Annotated in this window: 17 protein-coding genes and 1 pseudogene; 13 read left to right on the top strand and 5 right to left on the bottom strand. The window is 42.5% G+C overall.

The window, feature by feature from the left end:
• The first annotated feature begins 85 nt into the window (after positions 1-85).
• From modA to G9G54_RS13880, 3 genes are all read left to right on the top strand, one after another.
• On the top strand, positions 86-907 hold the full coding sequence (modA, locus tag G9G54_RS13890) for a molybdate ABC transporter substrate-binding protein (RefSeq protein WP_165178513.1): 822 nt from the start codon (positions 86-88) through the stop codon (positions 905-907).
• A gap of 27 nt (positions 908-934) precedes the next feature.
• Complete coding sequence (modB, locus tag G9G54_RS13885; RefSeq protein WP_165178512.1) at positions 935-1,600, top strand: molybdate ABC transporter permease subunit; 666 nt, start codon at positions 935-937, stop codon at positions 1,598-1,600.
• A gap of 248 nt (positions 1,601-1,848) precedes the next feature.
• Positions 1,849-3,384, top strand: a complete 1,536-nt coding sequence (locus tag G9G54_RS13880) for a right-handed parallel beta-helix repeat-containing protein (RefSeq protein WP_165178511.1) — start codon at positions 1,849-1,851, stop codon at positions 3,382-3,384.
• Positions 3,385-3,620: 236 nt separating this feature from the next.
• Here G9G54_RS13880 and G9G54_RS13875 read toward each other — a convergent pair whose 3' ends face one another.
• Positions 3,621-4,934: an amidohydrolase family protein gene (locus G9G54_RS13875; protein WP_165178510.1), complete on the bottom strand. Its 1,314-nt coding sequence runs from the start codon at positions 4,932-4,934 to the stop codon at positions 3,621-3,623.
• A 156-nt stretch (positions 4,935-5,090) separates the two neighbouring features.
• Between G9G54_RS13875 and G9G54_RS13870 the strand changes: the two genes are divergently transcribed.
• Positions 5,091-5,519 carry a MarR family winged helix-turn-helix transcriptional regulator gene (locus G9G54_RS13870; protein ID WP_165178509.1) on the top strand — a complete coding sequence of 143 codons (429 nt, stop codon included), beginning with the start codon at positions 5,091-5,093 and terminating at the stop codon, positions 5,517-5,519.
• A gap of 119 nt (positions 5,520-5,638) precedes the next feature.
• Entirely contained in the window at positions 5,639-5,986 is a 348-nt protein-coding gene (locus tag G9G54_RS13865) for a DUF2294 domain-containing protein (RefSeq protein ID WP_165178508.1), read from the top strand.
• Between the two features lie 110 nt (positions 5,987-6,096).
• Here the strand turns inward: G9G54_RS13865 and G9G54_RS13860 are convergent, their stop codons facing one another.
• Positions 6,097-6,522: a DUF4395 domain-containing protein gene (locus G9G54_RS13860; RefSeq protein ID WP_165178507.1), complete on the bottom strand. Its 426-nt coding sequence runs from the start codon at positions 6,520-6,522 to the stop codon at positions 6,097-6,099.
• Positions 6,523-6,769: 247 nt separating this feature from the next.
• Here G9G54_RS13860 and G9G54_RS13855 point away from each other — a divergent pair, with 247 nt between their 5' ends.
• The 3 genes from G9G54_RS13855 to G9G54_RS13845 are packed head-to-tail and all read left to right on the top strand — an operon-like array spanning position 6,770 to position 8,803.
• Positions 6,770-7,507, top strand: a complete 738-nt coding sequence (locus G9G54_RS13855; RefSeq protein WP_165178506.1) for a tRNA(His) guanylyltransferase Thg1 family protein — start codon at positions 6,770-6,772, stop codon at positions 7,505-7,507.
• A gap of 2 nt (positions 7,508-7,509) precedes the next feature.
• Positions 7,510-7,962, top strand: a complete 453-nt coding sequence (locus tag G9G54_RS13850; RefSeq protein ID WP_165178505.1) for an ATP-binding protein — start codon at positions 7,510-7,512, stop codon at positions 7,960-7,962.
• A gap of 10 nt (positions 7,963-7,972) precedes the next feature.
• Complete coding sequence (locus tag G9G54_RS13845; RefSeq protein ID WP_165178504.1) at positions 7,973-8,803, top strand: siderophore biosynthesis protein; 831 nt, start codon at positions 7,973-7,975, stop codon at positions 8,801-8,803.
• A gap of 37 nt (positions 8,804-8,840) precedes the next feature.
• Here the strand turns inward: G9G54_RS13845 and G9G54_RS13840 are convergent, their stop codons facing one another.
• Positions 8,841-9,329 (bottom strand): hypothetical protein, encoded by a 489-nt coding sequence (locus tag G9G54_RS13840; protein WP_165178503.1) that lies wholly within the window; start codon positions 9,327-9,329, stop codon positions 8,841-8,843.
• Between the two features lie 305 nt (positions 9,330-9,634).
• On the opposite strand from G9G54_RS13840, the gene G9G54_RS13835 reads away from it, so the two are divergent.
• The 3 genes from G9G54_RS13835 to G9G54_RS13825 all read left to right on the top strand — a co-directional run bounded on the left by G9G54_RS13835 (position 9,635) and on the right by G9G54_RS13825 (position 16,975).
• Entirely contained in the window at positions 9,635-11,104 is a 1,470-nt protein-coding gene (locus tag G9G54_RS13835; RefSeq protein ID WP_165178502.1) for an Ig-like domain-containing protein, read from the top strand.
• A 213-nt stretch (positions 11,105-11,317) separates the two neighbouring features.
• Positions 11,318-12,208 carry a hypothetical protein gene (locus tag G9G54_RS13830; RefSeq protein ID WP_165178501.1) on the top strand — a complete coding sequence of 297 codons (891 nt, stop codon included), beginning with the start codon at positions 11,318-11,320 and terminating at the stop codon, positions 12,206-12,208.
• 180 nt (positions 12,209-12,388) lie between these two features.
• Positions 12,389-16,975: a fibronectin type III domain-containing protein gene (locus G9G54_RS13825; protein WP_165178500.1), complete on the top strand. Its 4,587-nt coding sequence runs from the start codon at positions 12,389-12,391 to the stop codon at positions 16,973-16,975.
• Between the two features lie 49 nt (positions 16,976-17,024).
• Here G9G54_RS13825 and G9G54_RS13820 read toward each other — a convergent pair whose 3' ends face one another.
• Positions 17,025-17,534 carry a discoidin domain-containing protein gene (locus G9G54_RS13820; RefSeq protein ID WP_165178499.1) on the bottom strand — a complete coding sequence of 170 codons (510 nt, stop codon included), beginning with the start codon at positions 17,532-17,534 and terminating at the stop codon, positions 17,025-17,027.
• A 260-nt stretch (positions 17,535-17,794) separates the two neighbouring features.
• Between G9G54_RS13820 and G9G54_RS13815 the strand changes: the two genes are divergently transcribed.
• Positions 17,795-18,124 (top strand): hypothetical protein, encoded by a 330-nt coding sequence (locus G9G54_RS13815; RefSeq protein ID WP_238808050.1) that lies wholly within the window; start codon positions 17,795-17,797, stop codon positions 18,122-18,124.
• A 281-nt stretch (positions 18,125-18,405) separates the two neighbouring features.
• A pseudogene (locus tag G9G54_RS13810) lies at positions 18,406-18,744 on the top strand (sigma factor); the annotation flags it as partial.
• A 460-nt stretch (positions 18,745-19,204) separates the two neighbouring features.
• Here the strand turns inward: G9G54_RS13810 and G9G54_RS13805 are convergent.
• Complete coding sequence (locus G9G54_RS13805; protein WP_165178497.1) at positions 19,205-19,885, bottom strand: hypothetical protein; 681 nt, start codon at positions 19,883-19,885, stop codon at positions 19,205-19,207.
• Positions 19,886-19,973: the final 88 nt, after the last annotated feature.

Raw genomic sequence — 19,973 nt, 5'->3', positions numbered from 1 at the left:
GTTATGAGATGTACAATGTTTCCTTATTTTCGCTATCACATTTCGTCATCTCATTTTGGAATTTATAGGATAGGGGAAAAACAAGTTGAAAAAGAAATTTGGGTACATATTCACGTTCGTTGGATTGTTGGCATGGGTTCTGGCGGGCTGCTCGTCTCCGACTGCTGTACAATCGGCACAGTCCGCACCCAAGACAGAACTAGTTGTATCTGCCGCTGCAAGTCTTCAAGATAGTCTGAATACGCTCAAAGGCAAGTATGAGAAACAGCACCCAGATATCAAACTTACCTTTAACTACGCTTCATCTGGTACATTACAAAAACAGATTGAGCAAGGCGCACCCGCTGACGTATTTATTTCGGCAGGCATGAAGCAAATGAAGGCATTAACCGATGCTTCATTGGTGGAAAAGGATAACGTGCTGCTTCAAAATAAACTGGTTGTGGTTATTCCGCAAGATAAGGCGAAAAGCACAGATAACAAAAGCATTACGCTCAATGACTTGATGGGTCCTTCTTTCCTGAAAGTGGCTGTTGGGGAGCCTACTACCGTTCCCGCTGGACAGTATTCCAAAGAATCGTTAACGAAGGCTGGACTATGGGACAAGCTGGAATCTAAGATGGTATTCGCCAAGGACGTAAGACAGGTATTAAATTATGTTGAAACAGGCAACGCCGATGCAGGACTCGTCTATTTAACGGATGCCAAATCATCCGATAAAACGGTCATAGCACTGGAAGTGCCCGAGGAATTGCATGCACCCATCCTGTATCCTGAAGGCATTGTAAAAGCAACCAAACATAGCCAGGAAGCAGGCGAGTTTCTTGATTTTCTACGGACAGATGAAGCAATGAGTGTGTTCAGTAAAGATGGATTTTCAGCCCCCACAGAAATGACGGGAAAATAGAATTCACAGATAAAGGAGGGGGTCCCGTTGGATTGGTCAGCTTTTCTTCCTCCGGTTATCGTATCTGTTAAAGTCGCTGTCGTCGCCAGCATCATCGTCTTTTTATTAGCTACTGTGGTAGCGCGAATGATGGCGAACTGCACGCCGCGGAGGGGGACCAGCGTGATCGAGACCGTCCTACTTCTTCCGCTCGTTTTGCCTCCCACTGTTGTCGGCTTTATTTTGCTCATCTTGCTGGGAAGGAAAAGCTGGATCGGCACAGCCTTCGAAAGCCTGTTCGAGCAGACGATTGTATTTACGTGGGGAGCTGCAGTGGTGGCGGCCGTAGTTGTTGCTTTTCCACTGGCTTACCGTACGATTAAAGCAGGATTTGAAGCTGTAGACCCGGAGGTAGAGCAGGCTGCACGTGCGCAAGGTGCCAACGAATGGCAAGTGTTTCGCCACATTACGATGCCCCTTGCCTATCGACCGCTCATATCAGGATACATTCTCGGATTTGCCCGAGGGTTAGGGGAATTTGGCGCTACGCTGATGCTGGCAGGTAATATTCCTGAACAGACCCAAACTCTGCCTACAGCAATTTACACTGCGTCCGAGGTCGGAAATATGACACTCTCCTGGAGCTGGGTAGCCGTCATCATTTTATTCTCTTTTATCATGTTGATGCTTTCTAATCGACTGGTAAAGGATTAGTCCGTCTGGAGTAAGAACATGCGCAGTCTGACGATAGGGCAGCTGCGGCAACGTTATAGAGCAGCTTAGATCACCAAGAAACCCTGCGATTACTAAAACGCAGGGTTTCTTGTTCCTTTCGACAGCGATTACGGTGACCTCCCGGTCCTTGGTATCGCGCATTAGGTTGCACTAATGGCCGATGCCATAGAACAGATTTAGTAGAATCATGGTACAATTTACAAGAAAAACAAAGGGGGATGAGGAACATGAAGAAATTCGGGCAAATGTTTCTGGTAGGTTTATCCATGGCTTTCGGACTTGGTCTGGTGGCCGGAAATGTGCAACCTCCCGCCGCTTCCGCGGCCGGTACAGAATATTATGTGGCCACGAGCGGCAGCGACTCTAATGCCGGAACGAACGATGCGCCGTGGAAGACGTTGCAGCACGCGGCCGACGTGGCTCCTGCGGGCAGCACGGTTTACGTCCGAGGCGGAGTGTACAAGCAGAAATTAAAGATTACCCGCTCTGGCTCCGCTTCCCAGGGTCCCATTGTGTTCACCAACTATGGGACAGAGACCGCCATTATTGATGGCAGCGGACTTTCGGTTAGCGGGAACGAAGGGCTGATCGAACTGGCCGATGTCAATTACGTTACTGTTCAGGGGTTTGAAATCCGCAATTTTACCGCTGCTTCCAAGAACGTGGTGCCTGTAGGTATTTATGTCCACGGTTCGGGCGGCTTCATTAATCTGTCCAACAACAAAATCCATGACATCAAAAACACGGTCACCCCGATCGGCAAAGATCGGCTGGGTCGGGATGCTCACGGTATCGCTGTTTACGGCACGAAAGCTCCGGCTTCGATTCACGACCTTACGATCAGCGGCAATGAGCTGTACAATCTCGTGCTGGGCTCCAGCGAATCGCTCGTTTTGAACGGCAACGTGGATGGCTTTGTGGTGACCAACAACCTCATTCACGATAATGACAATATCGGGATTGATTTGATCGGCTTTGAGGGAACTGCGCCGAATACCGCTTACGATCAGGCGCGGAACGGGTTGGTGAAGGGCAATCGGGTATATAATAATTCAGTTCAAAATAACCCATCTTACAAGAGCGATGACAACTCGGCAGGCGGCATTTATGTAGATGGAGGCAAGGACAGCATTATTGAGCAGAACTACAGCTACAACAACGATATCGGCGTCGAAATTGCCTCTGAGCACGCCGGTAAAGCAACCAGTAATATTACGGTCCGCAGCAACGTGATATATAACAACCGACTGACCGGCATTGCCATGGGCGGTTACAATGAGGAGCGTGGCTCCACGGTAAACTGCAAGATCGTGAACAATACACTATACAAGAACGATACGTTTGACGACGGAAGCGGTCAGCTTTTGGTTCAATATGATACGCGAAACAACGTGATCAAAAACAATATTTTCGTGGCCAGCTCCACGGATATGCTGATCTCCAATGGATACACCAAAAATTCCGGCAATGTTGTGGATTATAATTTATATTTTGCTCCGAGCGGCAGCTCGGAAGCCAACTGGATCTGGAGAAATAAAGAATATACAGGTTTCTCCACGTACAAATCGGGGACCGGCAACGATACGCATTCTCTATTTGCCGATCCTAAATTCGTGAATGCCGCGAACAGCGACTTCCATTTGCAGTCTTCGTCACCTGCGATCGATGCCGGGAACACGGAACGTGCCATCATTGGAACACTGGATATCGACGGGAAGCCAAGAGTACAGGGAGCCGCTGTGAACATCGGTGCTTACGAGTAAGTCCTATATTTTATGACAAACAGTGCATGGCGAAAGTATTTGGGGCCACTGTTTGTACATTTTTACAATGTTCCTTGCAATTAAAACACCTTCAAAGTGAAACCCCATGTCGTAAGATATGGGGATAACCTTGAAGGTGTTTTTGCGTTGGCAACAAGATTAAGCTATCCTCGGAAAGTAAAAATGGAAGTCATACAAATGAGATTAGAAAGTTGTTCCTGTTCGATAGGCTCCGATTAACATAGTTGTTGCACACCTTTTAACCATACGGATTTGATCGACAAAGTATCCGAGATGTTGGTTGTCGGATCACCGTTTACTAGTATAAGGTCAGCAAGCGAACCTTCGGCAATACAGCCGCGATCGTTAAGCCCAAAGCAACGGGCCGGTTTCGCGGTAGCCGACTGAAGCGCTTCTATGGGAGTAAATCCGGCCTCAACCAGCAATTGCATTTCATGATGAACGCTGGCTCCATGAGCGAGGCCGCCAAGATTGGGAACAGGAACGGGGGCGACATCCGTCCCGACCAGAATATCCACACCGGCACGGTGAAGATCCATCACATTTTTAAAGCTATTCTCTAAATTGCCTTGCGGGAAAGTATGGAAGCTTGAGTTCAAAATATCGATCCATTCCGGGCTTAATTTGGAATAAACACGTGAATCATTCGCCAATTCTGATGCCGGATTCCCAAGAATGGATGAGTTCAATACCAAGCACGGTATAACAAACGCGCGTGAATCCGCTATGGATTTCACCAACTCAGATGTGTATTCAGGCCTGTCGAGAAATAAGTGACCCAATCCGTCGACTCCCATATCGATGGCGGTTTGCGAAGAGTGAGCCGTCAAGACGTGAGCTATGACTATTTTATCGAGCTTATGGGCTTCTGCCACGGCTGCTTTTAAAATCTCGTCGCTTAAAATAGGCAGTCCAGGGGCACCCAAGACCGTCCCTTCTTCAATCATGATTTTAATAAAGTCGGCGCCACTCTCCACTTGGGTATGTACATGTTTGATCGCTTCTTCCACTGTCGTCACTTGGGGCACTTTTTCGTGATCGTGAGCGTAGGCGGCTAGCATAGCTTCCCGGTCTTCCTTGGGTAACTTCTCCAATTCCTTTAATACGAACTCAGGAATTTCATCCTCATCCTGCAATAATTCATCCGGATGACCACCTGGAGCAGTGATCGCTGTGCCGGCGGAACGGACTTCGGCGACGTCATTCACGTTTTTCAACTGGATCTTGCGCCCTCTTTCTGTAAAACTGCCGTTCATTTCGAGTTCTGTCGTGACGCCGAATTTTAAAGCATCTCGTAACCCACCGATTGAAGTGTGGACATGCGCATCAATCAGGCCAGGCAATAATGTCGCATTTTCCCCATCGATGATCGTTGCATGCGTCGGAAGGTCTCCGCCTACCGAAATAATGGTTTCCCCCTGGATGACAACATTTCTGGGCTCAATAACTTTTTCTCCATCGAAAATACGTACATTCGTAATCGCTGTAACTTTTTCTACTGTAGAGCTGCTTTGAGTTACATTCTTCATGTCGTTCCTCCTTAGTGTTCAGTTTTAAACACTTAGAATTCTAACTATTAGTTTTATAACTGTCAATAAACTAATTTTCGTTTGACAAACAGTTTAGAGATTTATATAGTTTATTTACTGACAATTAGACTTCTAATAATTTGAGGAGGTACGATTATGAAAACCCAAAAGGATACGGTTTATCTGGATTTGTTTCAGATTATTGGTCTTAAGTTAAAGAAAAGAGCGGACGAGAGCATAAAAGAGTTGGGATTAAATGCTCAACAAGGAAAAATGATTAGATATATCTACGAGAATCAAGAAAATAATTTAATTCAGAAGGATCTGGCCGATCGGTTTCATCTGCGCGGAGCCAGCATTACAAGCATACTTCAAGGTCTTGAGCAAAAAGGATTCATCGAGCGCAAAATCCCGGCCAATAATGAGCGGCAAAAAAATATTTATGTTTTACCAAAAGCCATTGAATTGATTGAAGCTTTTAGTGACTCTTTTCAAAAGGTGGAGGACGAAATTGTTCAAGCCCTGACTGAAGAGGAGAAGAAAATTTTAGAGGAAATGTTACTCAAAATTAATGAACGCTTATAATTTTAGATAAAATCATGTTCCAAAAATCACTTTCGCTAGTCTCTGTTTTATAGGAGAGGAATCGGTTATGATGGATATAGTAATAGGGATTTTAGTAGATTTTAGGAGAGCGGTGCGATATGAGAAGGGAAACGGGTTTTAACGAAATTATTCGAAAAGTACGTAAAGAGCTGTTTGGGAAAGGCCCGGAGCGCATACATACAACCTTTGTAGATAATATGGCCATCACAATGCTGTATGGAAATTTAACCCCATCCGAAAAGTTTCTGGCACAAGAAGAATCCGGGAAAGAGATGGTACATGCAGCTCGAACCAAAATGGTTCAAAAAATATATCCCACACACTTCAATAAAGAACTGGAAGATTACATGGATTCCCGGCTGCTGCACCTCTTTTCAGATATTAAAGTGGAGGAAGATATATCCATCTCCGTTTTTGTATTTGAAGATAACATTACCGCAAAATAAAAAGAAGGCGGAACCGATATAGCATCCATATTGTTGGAGAGTTCGGCTACACCCTCGATTTAATTAACGATGTCCTAATTGAAATGGAATGAATAGAGAGTTTTTTCTGTTTACACGTTTTTTCTTCTTCGATATTGATATTGGGACCATTGGTAGAGAACAAAACATCCTATGCAAAAACCAAGGATAGCCACCAAAGCCGCCACTAGGACCATGGCCGAAAATACATAAGCGACAATACTCCACTGGAGCATAAATCCTACACAAGCGACCAGCAGAAAAAAGACGGCAAGAAGCTGATTAAACCTTTGCTGTTCTCGGTCCTCCTGCACATATGAGGAGGGGCTTTTCTTCAAGAAAAGCTTGGCTATCCGCATTACCGGATTGAAGTTAAAAAGGACGCCGAGCAACCCCGCGATAAGAGGAATAACTAGCACCCCATATCCCCCTGTAATCCAAGTAAAAACTACAGATAAAACAATTACCCATTGATTAGCCCTGACTAACGGGCGCGGAATGGATGGAATTTGGCTCATATATATCATCCTTTTCATATCGGAATAAAGTAAAATCTGAAATTATTATAGCCTAACATTTGGGGAATAGATACCAAGAAACAACGAAAGACTCTGCAAGTCCAATTGCTAAGTTTTTTTGTTTTGCTTAATTCCTAGCGATGCATAATCCAATTTGTTACAATTCTTATATACGCCTATTGGGGAAGATAGACATTGTTGTACTCTATGCGCAAATCACGGGTCAGGAAAGGAACCTACATAGTTTATGAAAAAAAATGATTTTGGAAATAGGATGAAGGAATATGAAAATGCCTATAGATTAAGCCTACCACGCCGTTTACCCGTAATTATCAGAATTGATGGTGCGCATTTTCATACCTTTACACGTGGGATGACGAAACCTTTTGATGAGAAACTAATTTTTACATTATGGGAGACGTGTAAATATTTAGCCTATAATATTATGGGATGTAAACTGGTGTATCATCAGAGCGATGAAATTTCACTGCTTCTTACGAATTATGACAAATTAACGACGCAATCCTGGTTTGAAAATAATCTTCAAAAGATGGTGTCCATATCTGCTTCTCTGGCTACAGCCAAATTTAATGAGGAAATCCAAAAGGTTTACCCAGGTCAGCCTTTAGCCACTTTTGATGCGAGAGCATGGGTCTTGCCCCAGGATGAGGTTACAAACTACTTTCTATGGAGACAACAAGATGCTACTAAAAATAGCATTTCTATGGTAGCTCAAGCCCATTTCAGGCATTCAGAATTAGAAGGATTGAACGGAAATCAGCTCCAAGACAAGCTTTTTGTGGAAAAAGGGATAAACTGGAACGAACTTCCGGTCTGGCAAAAGCGGGGAATTTGCATTACCAAACAACAGTACAACAAAGGCGAAGCCGTCAGAAGCAAGTGGGATGTTGATCATGAGACACCGATTTTTTCACAGAATAGAGATTATATTAACCAATATGTATACTTGGACAAGGATGTGTAGATTTGGAGTGTGTCATTTTTATAGGAATTCAGGCTTCGGGCAAGTCGACATTTTATAAAGAACATTTCTTCAAAACACATATGCGAATAAACCTTGATATGCTTAAAACACGGAATAGGGAAAATATTTATCTACAAGCCTCCATTGAAACCATGCAGCGCTTTGTTGTAGACAATACAAATGCCACTGTTATAGAACGGAAGAAATATATAGATGCTTGTAAAAATAAGGGATTTAAAATTATTGGCTACTATTTTGAGCCCGATTTTGCAGAATCTATTAAGCGTAATGAGCAGCGTACAGAAAAAGAGTATATTCCTGAGATCGGTATTAAAAGTGTAATGAGTAAACTAGAGGTTCCAAGCTACGAAGAAGGATTTGATGAACTCTACAGCGTGATTTCCATTGAAGGAACGTTTCAGATCAGAAGACTGCCGGAAAACCATACAATATAGGGGGACTACCATGAACATACCTGAGAGATTCATCAAACGTTTTCCAGCATACGAGGACGTATTTGCCAGCGATCTTGAACATCATCGCAAGCACTTTCTGCCGATTTGCTCAATTAATCTTCAGTTTTTATTCCCGGAGCAGGACGAGTGGCTGCATTTTGTTTCCGTAAAAGAAATCTACGAAGGCTGTGTGGGTGAAAATACTCAGCAATTTCATACCTCATATACCAAGGAAGATATGCTGGGTTTCGATGTCATTGACGGTAAATACAAATTCGAAGCGGACTGGGATTATTTTAGTCTCCATCAGAAAGAGCAATTGGAAGCTACTTATGAAGCGTTGAAATCTACCGGGGATAAAGCGTACCTACGTATGAAAAGAGAAGTCATGGCGTTGGACGGACTGGAACAGGTGTACATGGCTAATGAACAAGACTACCAAGCGCGCAAAGAATTTTTCCTGGAGAACAATAAAATTTATCCATATTCCTCCTTTGGAGAGGCCAAAAAGTCTGTGGAAGAACTCACCCGTGATTTTGAGGAAAAGCAATCTAGCGGTTGGGGGCTGAGTTTCCCTGAAGTTAACGGAATTTTGGATGATATCGCTTTTCAGTCTGATAAGGCTCAAAGCTACATCAAGGAATATGGGGAATCATTGGAAGAAATGCTCCAGTTTGAGCAAACCAATTTGCTCCATGTACCTAAACGTCCCAATGGTGAGACTTTTACCTATATCGGTTCCATTACCGGGTATTATTTTCAAGCGTGTGGGGCGGATACCGTCTATTTATTTTACGACCAAGAATTAAGTAAAGCGGTAATTTGCTTCGAATATTCATAAGTATATAAAAAAACTCCCATCAAGGGAGTTTTAATATTTATTTCTTATTCATCTCCACATCATGCTCTTTGGCAAGTGTGTTGACCTGTTCACCAAAATCTCTGAATAGCTTTCTACCTTCGCTGAGCTTAGTGTTACTTTCATTGATTAAGTTCAGATCCTGTTTATCCAATGCATCGAGCATCTTAATGAAGGCTTCCTTTTGAGTACTAGCGGCCTTGATGTAGGTTTCGTGGACGGCTCTTACCTCAGGAGTTTCCGTCTTTACAGCTTCTAACTTATCAACAAATTTAGTGTATCCCGGGATGATATCATCTTTTAAAGCATTATATAGTGTTACATCATCTGTAAAGTTATCTCCAGTCACAGCTTCATACTTTTCAGTAACTGCTTTTTCATCTTGTGCCAATGGAAGCATTCCATCATTGACATATGTAATTAAATCTTTTTTTATCGGATCGGTAGAGCAAGCTGCCAAAATAGAGAAGCAACATAATACTAACATAAACACGCTAAGTTTTTTCATCTGTATTCCCCTTTTTTATGTATGTTATGGGTAATTCGATTCATTCAATAGTCGGAAAGAACTATCCATATTATTTAATTATATCGTATAAATAAGAGAATGGTAGGATTTTTATGGTAAAATAGTGTCAAAATTAAGTTGATTAACCTAAACCTATTCATTCGTATTACAAATAAGAATATTTTAAGAAGTATATTCCATTTGAACCAATAATGTATTATGATAGAGCCATACAGCCTAGAAATCGCCCTGATTTATCCGGGGATAGCGGGAATTCCTTAAACCATTTGAGAGGGGATTTCAGTATGAAGAGGTTCAAAAAGGCTATTGCAGTGATGTTAAGCATGATGCTCCTGTTTGCTTTCGGAATGACTGCGAATGCGAGTGAAAGTACGGAGGTTGCATCGGATCAAGCGATTAAAGCAGAATCCGAGATTCATCTAACAACTGACAATGAAGACGTTATTAATGGTTTGACGCGGGCAGACAAGCCAGACAGCGTTACGTCTTCGGTTTATGTCATGCAAGAAAATCTCAACTTCAAGACACCAGAGATAACCTCATTGAAAAGGGAACCCGTTTCTTCGCTGAAAGCAAGCCCAATGGCTGCATCAGCCACAGCTTCCTCTGCTACGTATTCCGGTACGATTACGCAAGAGGGAGGCACACAATTTTTATATCCGATCTATTTGCAGCCTGGTGAATTGTTCCAGTCCCAGTTGGATGGTCCATTTTCAGCCCAGCTTGACTATGACTTATACTTATATGAGTTTGATATGACGACAGGTGACATTAATCCTAATGCCATTGACGCATCCACCTATGGTACTTATTTTAACAATTATGAACAGGGGGCTGCCTCACTTCCTGAGAACGTAGGAACCCGTAACGCTACCGGATATGAAAAGGCATATGCGATTGCTGTTCATGCCAAAAAGGGTTCCAGCATCAATGATCCTTTCTATCTAACGGTCGATACAAGCTCCAGCTACGATGCATATGAACCAGATGAGAGTGCTTTCCATGCCTATAACTTTACCTTTAGTACGGGCGGTTCATCGCTTAATTCACGTTCCATTCATTCAGGCATAGATAATGACTGGTACCAAGTTACGATCCCTGCCAGCCGCAATTATGATGCTTTGAACGTAAAGCTTGACAGTGTTTCGGACGGTTATGGCTACAAAGCGGAAGTCTACGGAGCTCTTACCGGAAACCAAATGGCGCTTTTGCCGCAAACGAACCATAATGTCAGCTTAAATACAGGAACCTACTATGTGCGAGTGTACACAACCAATCAGTATTCACCCAATCATTTGTACACACTTACACTGAAGCCAGTGCTTCGGGCTGGCAAAATTGAAATTACCGGCTATGATTCTGCTAATGGTCCTAATGATTATCCGAACTACTCATATGGTCGTCATTATCGGGTTAATCAACGCAGCAACCTTACCGTGAAGGGTGTAGTTAAGACAACTGATGGTTATCCAGTGGCAAATGCGCCTGTTGATGTGACATGGTTGAATCAGAACTGGACTGAAAGCAGCGGGAATCGTACTCGTACAGGCACAGCTTATACGGATCAGAATGGAGCCTTTAGTGTGACTCTTTCCCTGCCATCTTCCACTGGAAGTATAGCGGAATACCTGTCTGGAGCCATCAGTTTTACACACTATTATGATCTATCAGGGGTAGCTGTTCAGGTGTCAGGTACTTCGATTATAGACACAGATATTGTATATCACTTTGCCTATAGTATTTATGGTGGTTGATGGACGGGGTATTAAGCTAAGACTTTAGGTAACTTGTTGCTTGAGTATTTTATATTTGAAACAAAAGTAGTTCGTTTCAATATTTGTTCATTTTTGGGACAAAGCATATATTCATTCCATATATGCTTTGTCCGATATATATAGAAACAGGGTCACATTACACTATACATACGCCTTAGATTGCCTGTTACAAACATGACAGGAGGAAATAGGATGAATTTTGGACCTCTTAGAGCACAGCAAGCGATTCTTAATGCGAGTAGTTTACGGATCAATCCGACAAGCAAGCAAGCTCCACCACCCCAGCTTCATGAAGAACAGGTCTCCAGAGTGGTAGTTCAAGACTCCGTGGAGATTAGTGAAGCCGGTAGACAGTTGGCCGAAGGGGCTATTGTATCACAGGCTGCCAAGTATTTCGGTACAACACAGATCAATGATTCATTAAACCGGGTTTTGGAAGGTCAGCCAGAAGAAGTGTCTAATGCAGTGTACAGTATGATTCAATCTAATTTTATCGTCGACGGAACAGTAACGGATGAGAGTCAGCGAGCTGTGCTGCTGGAGATGGGAGTCACTCAATCCAAGTATATTGCTGATCATTACATGGAAGGCGACAAGGCCAAAGAATTTCTCGAAACCATGAACCAGATCGCTGGTATTGCTTCAACACGATCGACTGATCCAGAGACCGGAGATATTAGCTACACGACTCCAATAGATCGTCCGTCAGGTGCTCCTGAGGATTATGTCAAGCTATCGGAAGTGATGAAGCAGGTCGATCCTCAAAAATATACGGCGTACATGAATGATATTAAAGGTGGAGGAAATGGGCTGAGCCAACTGTTAAATTTTGCGCAAAAGGTTCCTCAACATCCCGATTGGATTGAGAAATACAAGGAACGCACGGGACAGAACGCAGAGTTGCTAAATAACACACCGTTAAACAATCGGTTTGACAAAGCGGATACGACATCAGCTTCTGCATTTATGAACAGTATGCAAAATCTTCTTAAGGAATCTTCCGCTACTCAGGATTCTTACATGCAAAATATGCGAGGATTTTTTCGGAACTTGGGCGTTCAGATTCATAATATCCTCAAATAATTTGTCAGTTCTGTTTACATCCTGCTAGGAACGAAGTATAATAGCTTCAAAACATACTCGTGATATAGAGGAAGCACCTCAAACCTAGGCATTAACGCCTTCGTTTGAGGTGCTTTTTCTATTTTACCCGAAGCGAGTTTGTAAAACTCTTTGAAAATAAAATAAAGTAAGGAGAAGTGTATGTATCGAAAAAATAAGCGAAAGGTAAGGAAGTATAGGAAATGGGTGTATGGATTTTTGGCTGTATTCCTACTATTAACGATGATTCCCATATTTCCGGAAAGGGTATCAGCTGCTACTCAGGAGATCATGGGAGGACCTTTTTGCCAAAACAATTTGCCGGGTGGAGGCGACAGTTGGGGCTCTTGGTCAGGAAGTGGGATAGGAGCAACGGAAGTATACACTGGCATGGGTTCGGCCAGGTATAAATGTGATGGTACTACGCAGCCGACAAATCGTTTTATTGATATTGGAAGATCCATTAAGACTTCGGATTACAGGATTTTTGTTTACATTGAAGGGTCTTATCATACTGATATACATGCATCTAATAACGCAGCAGGCGACAGTTGGAGGCCTAATGGAACGAACTTATATACATGGACTAATGTAACGAAATTCTATGCGGATAGATATTATCAGGGAAAATGGTTAGATATCACCGACTCTATTACATTAAGAGATGTTCGATATTTCAGAGCGGTGGGAGATAGCCAACAGACAAGTGCTGAAATATCCAAGTTTGGAATCCGTGTTATTCCCAAATCGGACCTAATGCCTAAACCACCTCAGATCCATGCAGGTACAGAGGGACAAGCGATCACAGGATGGACCAAAGAACCTGTAACCGTGTGGATAAATGGGGACGTGGCTCCTGAAGGACTAAAATACTATGAATATAGCCTGAATGGAGGAGCATTTCAGCAATACACCGGGCCTTTCACTGTCTATGAACATGGTGTAAATACAATTTATGCCCGGACGGTGGACGTAAATAATCAGTATAGTGGTCTTTCTTCTGGGAATGTCCGAATAGACAAGATGCCTCCAACTCCACCCACCCTAAGCGCAACGGGAAATAGTAATGACTACACCATTTCATTACAGCCGGGAACAGACGATTATTCTGGACTAGCCCATACTCAATTTCGTTTGACAGGCGTTGTGAATCAAGATTGGCAGGGCTATGTTGGAGTGTTTCATGTGAATAAAGATGGCAAAAGCACGGTTTATGCACGCTCCATTGACAGCGTCGGTAATGTGAGCCAAGAAGTAAGCAAAGAAATCACGATTGATAAAAAGGGACCGACTGCTCCTGTCATCCGGGCTAGTGAAACAGGTCCAACGAACCGTGATGTGAATGTTACCATTGATTCAGGAAGTGACTCTACAAATGGAATTAAGATGACACAGTATCGCTTGGGTCCATTAGGGGAGTGGCGGACATACAATGGCACTTTTACATTAAACGCAGAAGGGACTTACGAATTAGCAGCACGGACGATCAATAATCTCGACGTGTATAGTCCAATCGTGACTCAATCGGTTATGATTGATCGAACCCAGCCAACGCCTCCAAAAGTTACGTTTTCCGAGGTGACGACACCTACTCGATATACCAATAAGCCAGTGGAGTTTGCTCTATCGGGTGCGACGGATACTACAGCAGTACATTATGAATATCAATTGGGTTCTGGCACCTATGTGCCTGGTTCGTTGGGAATTTTAAAGGATTCGGGTATCATAAAAGTGACTGCCCAAGCTGTAGATGCAGCTGGGAATCGAAGTGATCCAGTATCCGTAATGTCTTATATTGATTTGGAACCACCGACGATCCAACTGACGCCGGACTCGCGTGAATGGAAAGATACCCCTATTCATGTGAGGATACGATATGCCGATCAGCATTCGGGGATTGAGTCGTCGACAATGCAGTATAAAATCACGAACAGCCCTGATTCACCCGAAAACTGGGATACTGCAGCCGATACAACAATCCAGAAGGATCTTTCAGATGAAGGTGAATGGTATGTTCATGCCAAGGTCAAAGACAGGGTGGGTAACATTTATGAAACGGTCAGCAGTGCACTTCGCATTCAAAAGCAGCCCCAGTCGGTTGTGCTCTCTGCGACATCCGTACGAAATACAGAAGCTGATTTGCAGTGGACTCTCCCGTCGGGCCTTGATGATGGTTACGTTTATACAGTCCGAAATCTAACAACTAATGAGGTTTGGGATGTTACGCATCCAACAAATTCTTTTACAGTTAGGGGGCTACAAGAAGGACGGCAATACGAATATGAAGTGCGTTCCAGTAACCATGTAGGAGGCAATGCATATTCCAATCGAGTCCATGTATTAACGTTACCTGATGCTCCTGATCATATCCAGTTACGACCTGTCCCTCGTCATTCTACAGAAATCTTGGCTGACTTTACGCCAGTTTCATCAGCTAACAAATATAATATTACAGTAGCAGACGTAAGTACGGGAGAAACCATATTTAAGGATACGGTTACACAGGATGTGTATAATCCAATTACGGGAATGAAACCTGGTCAATATTACGATGTTTCTGTATCAGCTATTAATGACACTGGAGAGGGTACAGCAAAGCATGTATCTTTTCTAAGCCTACCAGACAGCCCGAACGGATTCCGGAATGTAACTGTAAGAGAAGATGGAATCGATTTGAAGTGGAATTCTGTAATCACTGCCACCTACTACGCCCTAGAACGTGACAAAGTATCGGTTTATAACGATGTGTATACAGAATTCACCGATAGTGATCTTCAGGCGGGAACAGAGTATGGTTATAACGTTTCCGCTGCAAATGCAACAGGATTCGGAGACTATGCTCATCTGGGAGTCATCACTTTACCTGATCGAGTAACTACAATATCGAGTGTGACGAAGGATGTGTATGCTATCGGTGTTGCGTGGCAGGATGTGCAGGGGGCTGAAGGATACATCTTGAATGTTAACGATGAACCGAAGGTGCGGGTTGCGCGTGGTATCCATTCTTATACTTTTGAGGGCTTGCCTGCGGGTAGATCTGCCAATATTAAAATACGAGCCTACAATCGAAGTGGTACAGGTAAAGATACATCTATCAACGCATTAACACTACCTGATTCGGTTGTGCAACTTGCAGCTGAAGATGTTCGTGAGCACGATGCCACATTGATATGGGCCCCGGTTGATGGGGCAACTCAATATAAGGTAACGATCAACAGTCAAAATTTTTATAGTACGGAACCACGTGTGGTTGTATCTGGTTTAACAGGTGGGAGAAACTATGATTTTCAAGTGAGCAGTGGGAACAGTAGTGGTTTCAGCCAGCCAGCGTTGGGTGAGCTGCTGACACTTCCTCCTGAAGTACAAAATGTTAATGTTACAGAACTTGAGGGTGGCCAGATTTCACTGAGTTGGGATGAAATCAAGAGCTCTTCTCAATATACTGTAACCCGTAAAGATACGGGGGAAGTTTTTAACACCAGAGATGCCCATATTAAGCTTTCAGATATCCAGCCTGGTATGATTTACTCTTTTGCTATACAGGCCGTGAATACAACGGGGGTAGGTAATCTAGCTCCCTTTACGTATCGCGCTTTGCCAGGTCAAATATCAGACAATAGATTGACTGTGAAAGAAGTAACAGATACCGATTTGGTTGTTACGTGGAAAGAAGCTTCGGGTGCAGATACTTACAATGTCTACCAAAACGGGGTGCTTATCGGTCATACGACCTCCCATGAATTTAAAGTAGATGGATTGGATAGTTCTACATTGTATCGTATTACCGTCAAGCCATTGAACACAAGTGGTGAAGGTAAGCAGACAGAAGATCAGGTCGAGACGCTGCCGTCTCCAGCGTTTGCGTTTTTGAAGACGGAAACAACGAATAGTGAGTTTATCATCCATTGGGAATCAGACCATGAAAATGATATTTTTGTTCTCGCTAGTGAAGGAGGAACAGAGCTATATCGTGGTAAGGATCGAAGCTATATCTGGAGACAACTTAAAGAGAAGCAGTTGTATACAGTTCAACTTTGGGCAGAAAATAGTCAAGGAAAACGCACAGAGGCAAAACAAGCGCATGGAAAAACAACGGGAAATACTGTGGACGTAGGTGGCGGAGCAGGAGGGGCGGAGAGTGTAAAACCGATTCAGCCTGTTATAAAGGAACCGATAGAAACAGAGCACATTCAAGATTCAACCGTTGAGAAGAAGCCAAATCATTTTAGCGACATTGATCGGATATTTAATAAAGAAAAAATAAATGTGCTTGCCGATTTGGGTATAGTAAAGGGAACAACCCACACGCTATTTGAGCCGAACAGACCTGTAACGCGTATGGAGTTCACTTCGATGCTGGTCCGTTCCTTGAAATTACCGCTCGAAACGGATGTGACTTTAGGCTTCGAGGATATTAATCCATCGGCGTGGTACGTTGATCTGCTCAAAACGGCGATTAAAGATCAGGTCGCTCGCGGGTTTAGTAGTAGAGAATTTGGCCCAGATCGGGTCATTAACCGTGAGCAAGCGGCTAAAATGGTGAATAACATTATTAAGGCTACACCACAGCAAGAAAGCAGTGCATACTCAGATTCCTCTCAAATTGTAGAGTGGGCCAGAAAGGATGTACTTGGCCTAACCGAGATTAATTTAGTACAAGGATATCCAGATGGTAGCTTCCGTGCCAAGCAGGAGGTCACACGTGCGGAAGCGGCAGAGATGATTTATAACATGCTTCAAATGAAATAGAATAAATCAAGGGGCGGCATTGGCCAGCCCCTTTTTTGTGTGTACTAACTTATTCTGCAATAGCGGGGTTTATATTGGATGCTCTGTAGGCAGGAACGCCATTAATGAGTGCGGTTTTAAGCTGAATATATCGTATACCATAATAGGAGGTTGTACTACTCAAGCCGGATGAAAGTACAGTTATTTTATAATATGAAAAAGGAATCTCATTACTAAATTGATAAGTTGTTTTTGCAGTGGTTGGCAAAGTTTCGACTTCACCTAACCTAAACCAATTTTCTCCGTCATTAGAGCCGTGAAAAGAAAATGAAAGTATAAAAGCTCGAGAAGATGGCTGAGCTAAAAGAATATCATTGATCGTCTTACCTGTATCTAATTTGAAGATGATCTCTCCACCTTTACCGCTTAAACTGCTCTCCCAATAGAGATTATTATCGACTAAAACATTTTTCGGAAAAGTATTTTTAGAATCCCCGTTGGTTGAAACATTTTCCTCTGCTATAACAACAGGATCTACGGAAAAAGTATAGTTGTCTGGATTTTGACTGAATTTTGCCATGTTGAAATTCCTCCTTAAGTTTAATTTTTGAATGTGGTGAAAAGGTTGATTTATATCATTTATATGGAACTCTCTATGAATATATTCCTTGATGATGGAATGCATACTAGTGTTTAAACGGTCCAACATCATAATAGTAAGCTCATTTGCGGGCGGGGGAGTTGCATGTTTAGAATATAAATAACTAATTGAGGTGCGAGAATGGAAATGGATAGAATATGAAAATATACACTTATTATTTGGGAGACGGCATATTCCCTTTGGATTGGGAAGTTTGTTTTAGTACTGTTGAGGAATATAAAAGAAAATTATTTGAGAAGTACACGGCTTCCCAAGAATATAATTATTTTGTAATAGATGGATTTAATATGCTTACCGACAAAATAGATGCGATTCTGAATTATGCTCTAGAGAACTTTCGAAAAGAATTTCCTCACAATTATGAGTTGCGTTGTCCGGCTATGATATTTCCATTGCCAAGAGGCGATGAAAGTAATGGTGCTGATTTTGCTATTGTTTTAAAACGAGATGAAGATGGAGATACAATGGTCTATTCCCCTCTCCCATTGTCATATTTAGAAAGAAGTTAATGCTCTACTGAAAGAAAATGAGGAAACCAAGTGTTGAATAATGTAAAGCTATCCCGGCTTTCCCCCTGGCTATATGGAGTGCGTTGATTTGTATCGAAGAGATGTTTACGTTTCGAATTAAGTATTGGAAGTTGCTCCAGAAAGATATCCAGCAAATTGTTACGGGGCAGTTTTCGGAGTACAGGCACGGATGGGCACCTGCCTACATACAATAAACAGACCGCAAGCCCGGTAAGTAACAAAGGCCGGTAAGTTCGCAACTACCTCAGGAGGTGTCATCCGTGCCCGGACTATTTAGCGCTATCGCTCTGTTCATCAAGGAATTGACGCTACTCGTTTCCTACGTGAAAAACAACGCCTTTCCGCAGCCATTGACTGAGAAAGAGGAAGCTCGACACCTAAAGCTGTTTGCCGAAGGCAACGCACACTCCCGTAACACACTCATTGAACATAACCTACGGCTGGTGGCCCATATTGTGAAAAAATTCGATAACACCGGCGAAGATTTGGAGGATCTTATATCCATCGGTACCATCGGACTGATCAAGGCCATTGAAAGCTTTCAGACTGGGAAAGGCACCAAGCTGGCAACATTTGCAGCCCGTTGTATAGAAAATGAGAACTCAATGACTATAGAGTAGCATACATATGCAAGAAAAAAGCCCCGAAAAGGGGCGTCTGTATGTTATAATCTGGGTTGTACAACACACCTTGAGTGGACGCACCCTCCGAAAGGAGGTGATGCGATGCACATTTCGTTTGGTGAAGTGCTTACTTTTGGGATCTTCCTGATTGCTTTGCTAACTTACATCGATAAACGTAAATGACCCGCTCTAAGGTTGCCACCAGTGCGGGTCACTCATTCTGACTAAGCATTACTCAGGAGGGTTTCCCCACTCAAGTTGTTTGTACTAGGGACGGTTGGTGCACCGTCCTTATTTCTATTCTTATGTTATCACACCATGTTTATTCATGGCAATTCAATTTACATTCAAATATGGTGTATACATAACAAAGCTCTGCTAACCTTAATGGGTCGGCAGAGCTTTTATTCATGGTGATTGAATTACTGATAAGAAATTATTGAGTTTCAATATCCTCGGTCTTCTTAGATATATCTACTCCATACTTAGTTTGTAACTCCCCTAAAGAATTTGTATACATTTTCAAATTTTCATTGCTCAAATCAGAGTTTATTTTTAGATTAGCTTGTGCTTCTGATGCCTTTTCGTCACTTACTTGATAGTCATTGGGTTTATCAGCTACATATTTCATGAGTGTAACAGTATCTGATTGAAGATCAATGGCTGCAGAAATTGATTCAAGTAATTTCTCATGAGTATCAGTTATGCTCTTGTAATCTTGGTATTTTGAAATTAATTTTCTTTCCTCTTCTTGAATATCTATAAGTCTATGGAGCTTTTCATCCTGTATTTCCACAGTTAAATCTTCTATTTTCTGTTGTTTTCGCTCAAGCACATATTTTACAACTATCATCTTATTTTCATTCATATACTGAGTTAGTTTTTCTTTCATTGTGGATTCTATTTGATCTTCTTTGGCCTTTTCTAATAGCGTTTGTGCATCAGAGTTTGAAGGATTATCAATAAGCGCATTGTTAAAACTGTCTATTGCTAAACTGTATTGTTTGCTTTTTAAGTATTCTTTCCCATGATTCATATTTTTTTCAAACTCACTTTGGCCACAACCAACTAACACAAAAATGACAGCGAATGACAAAACATAAAAGATGAGCCGCATTTATAAACCACCTTTTGAAAAATTATGATATACCAATTTATCTATATTATCGTCATTTCCCGATATTTCCAATGGGTTTTTTCTCGCC

The organism is Paenibacillus sp. EKM212P (assembly GCF_011066115.1).
GTDB lineage: Bacteria > Bacillota > Bacilli > Paenibacillales > Paenibacillaceae > Paenibacillus > Paenibacillus polymyxa_B.
Note: the sequence above shows the minus strand (reverse complement) of the source record. Positions and strands in the feature narration are given on the sequence as shown.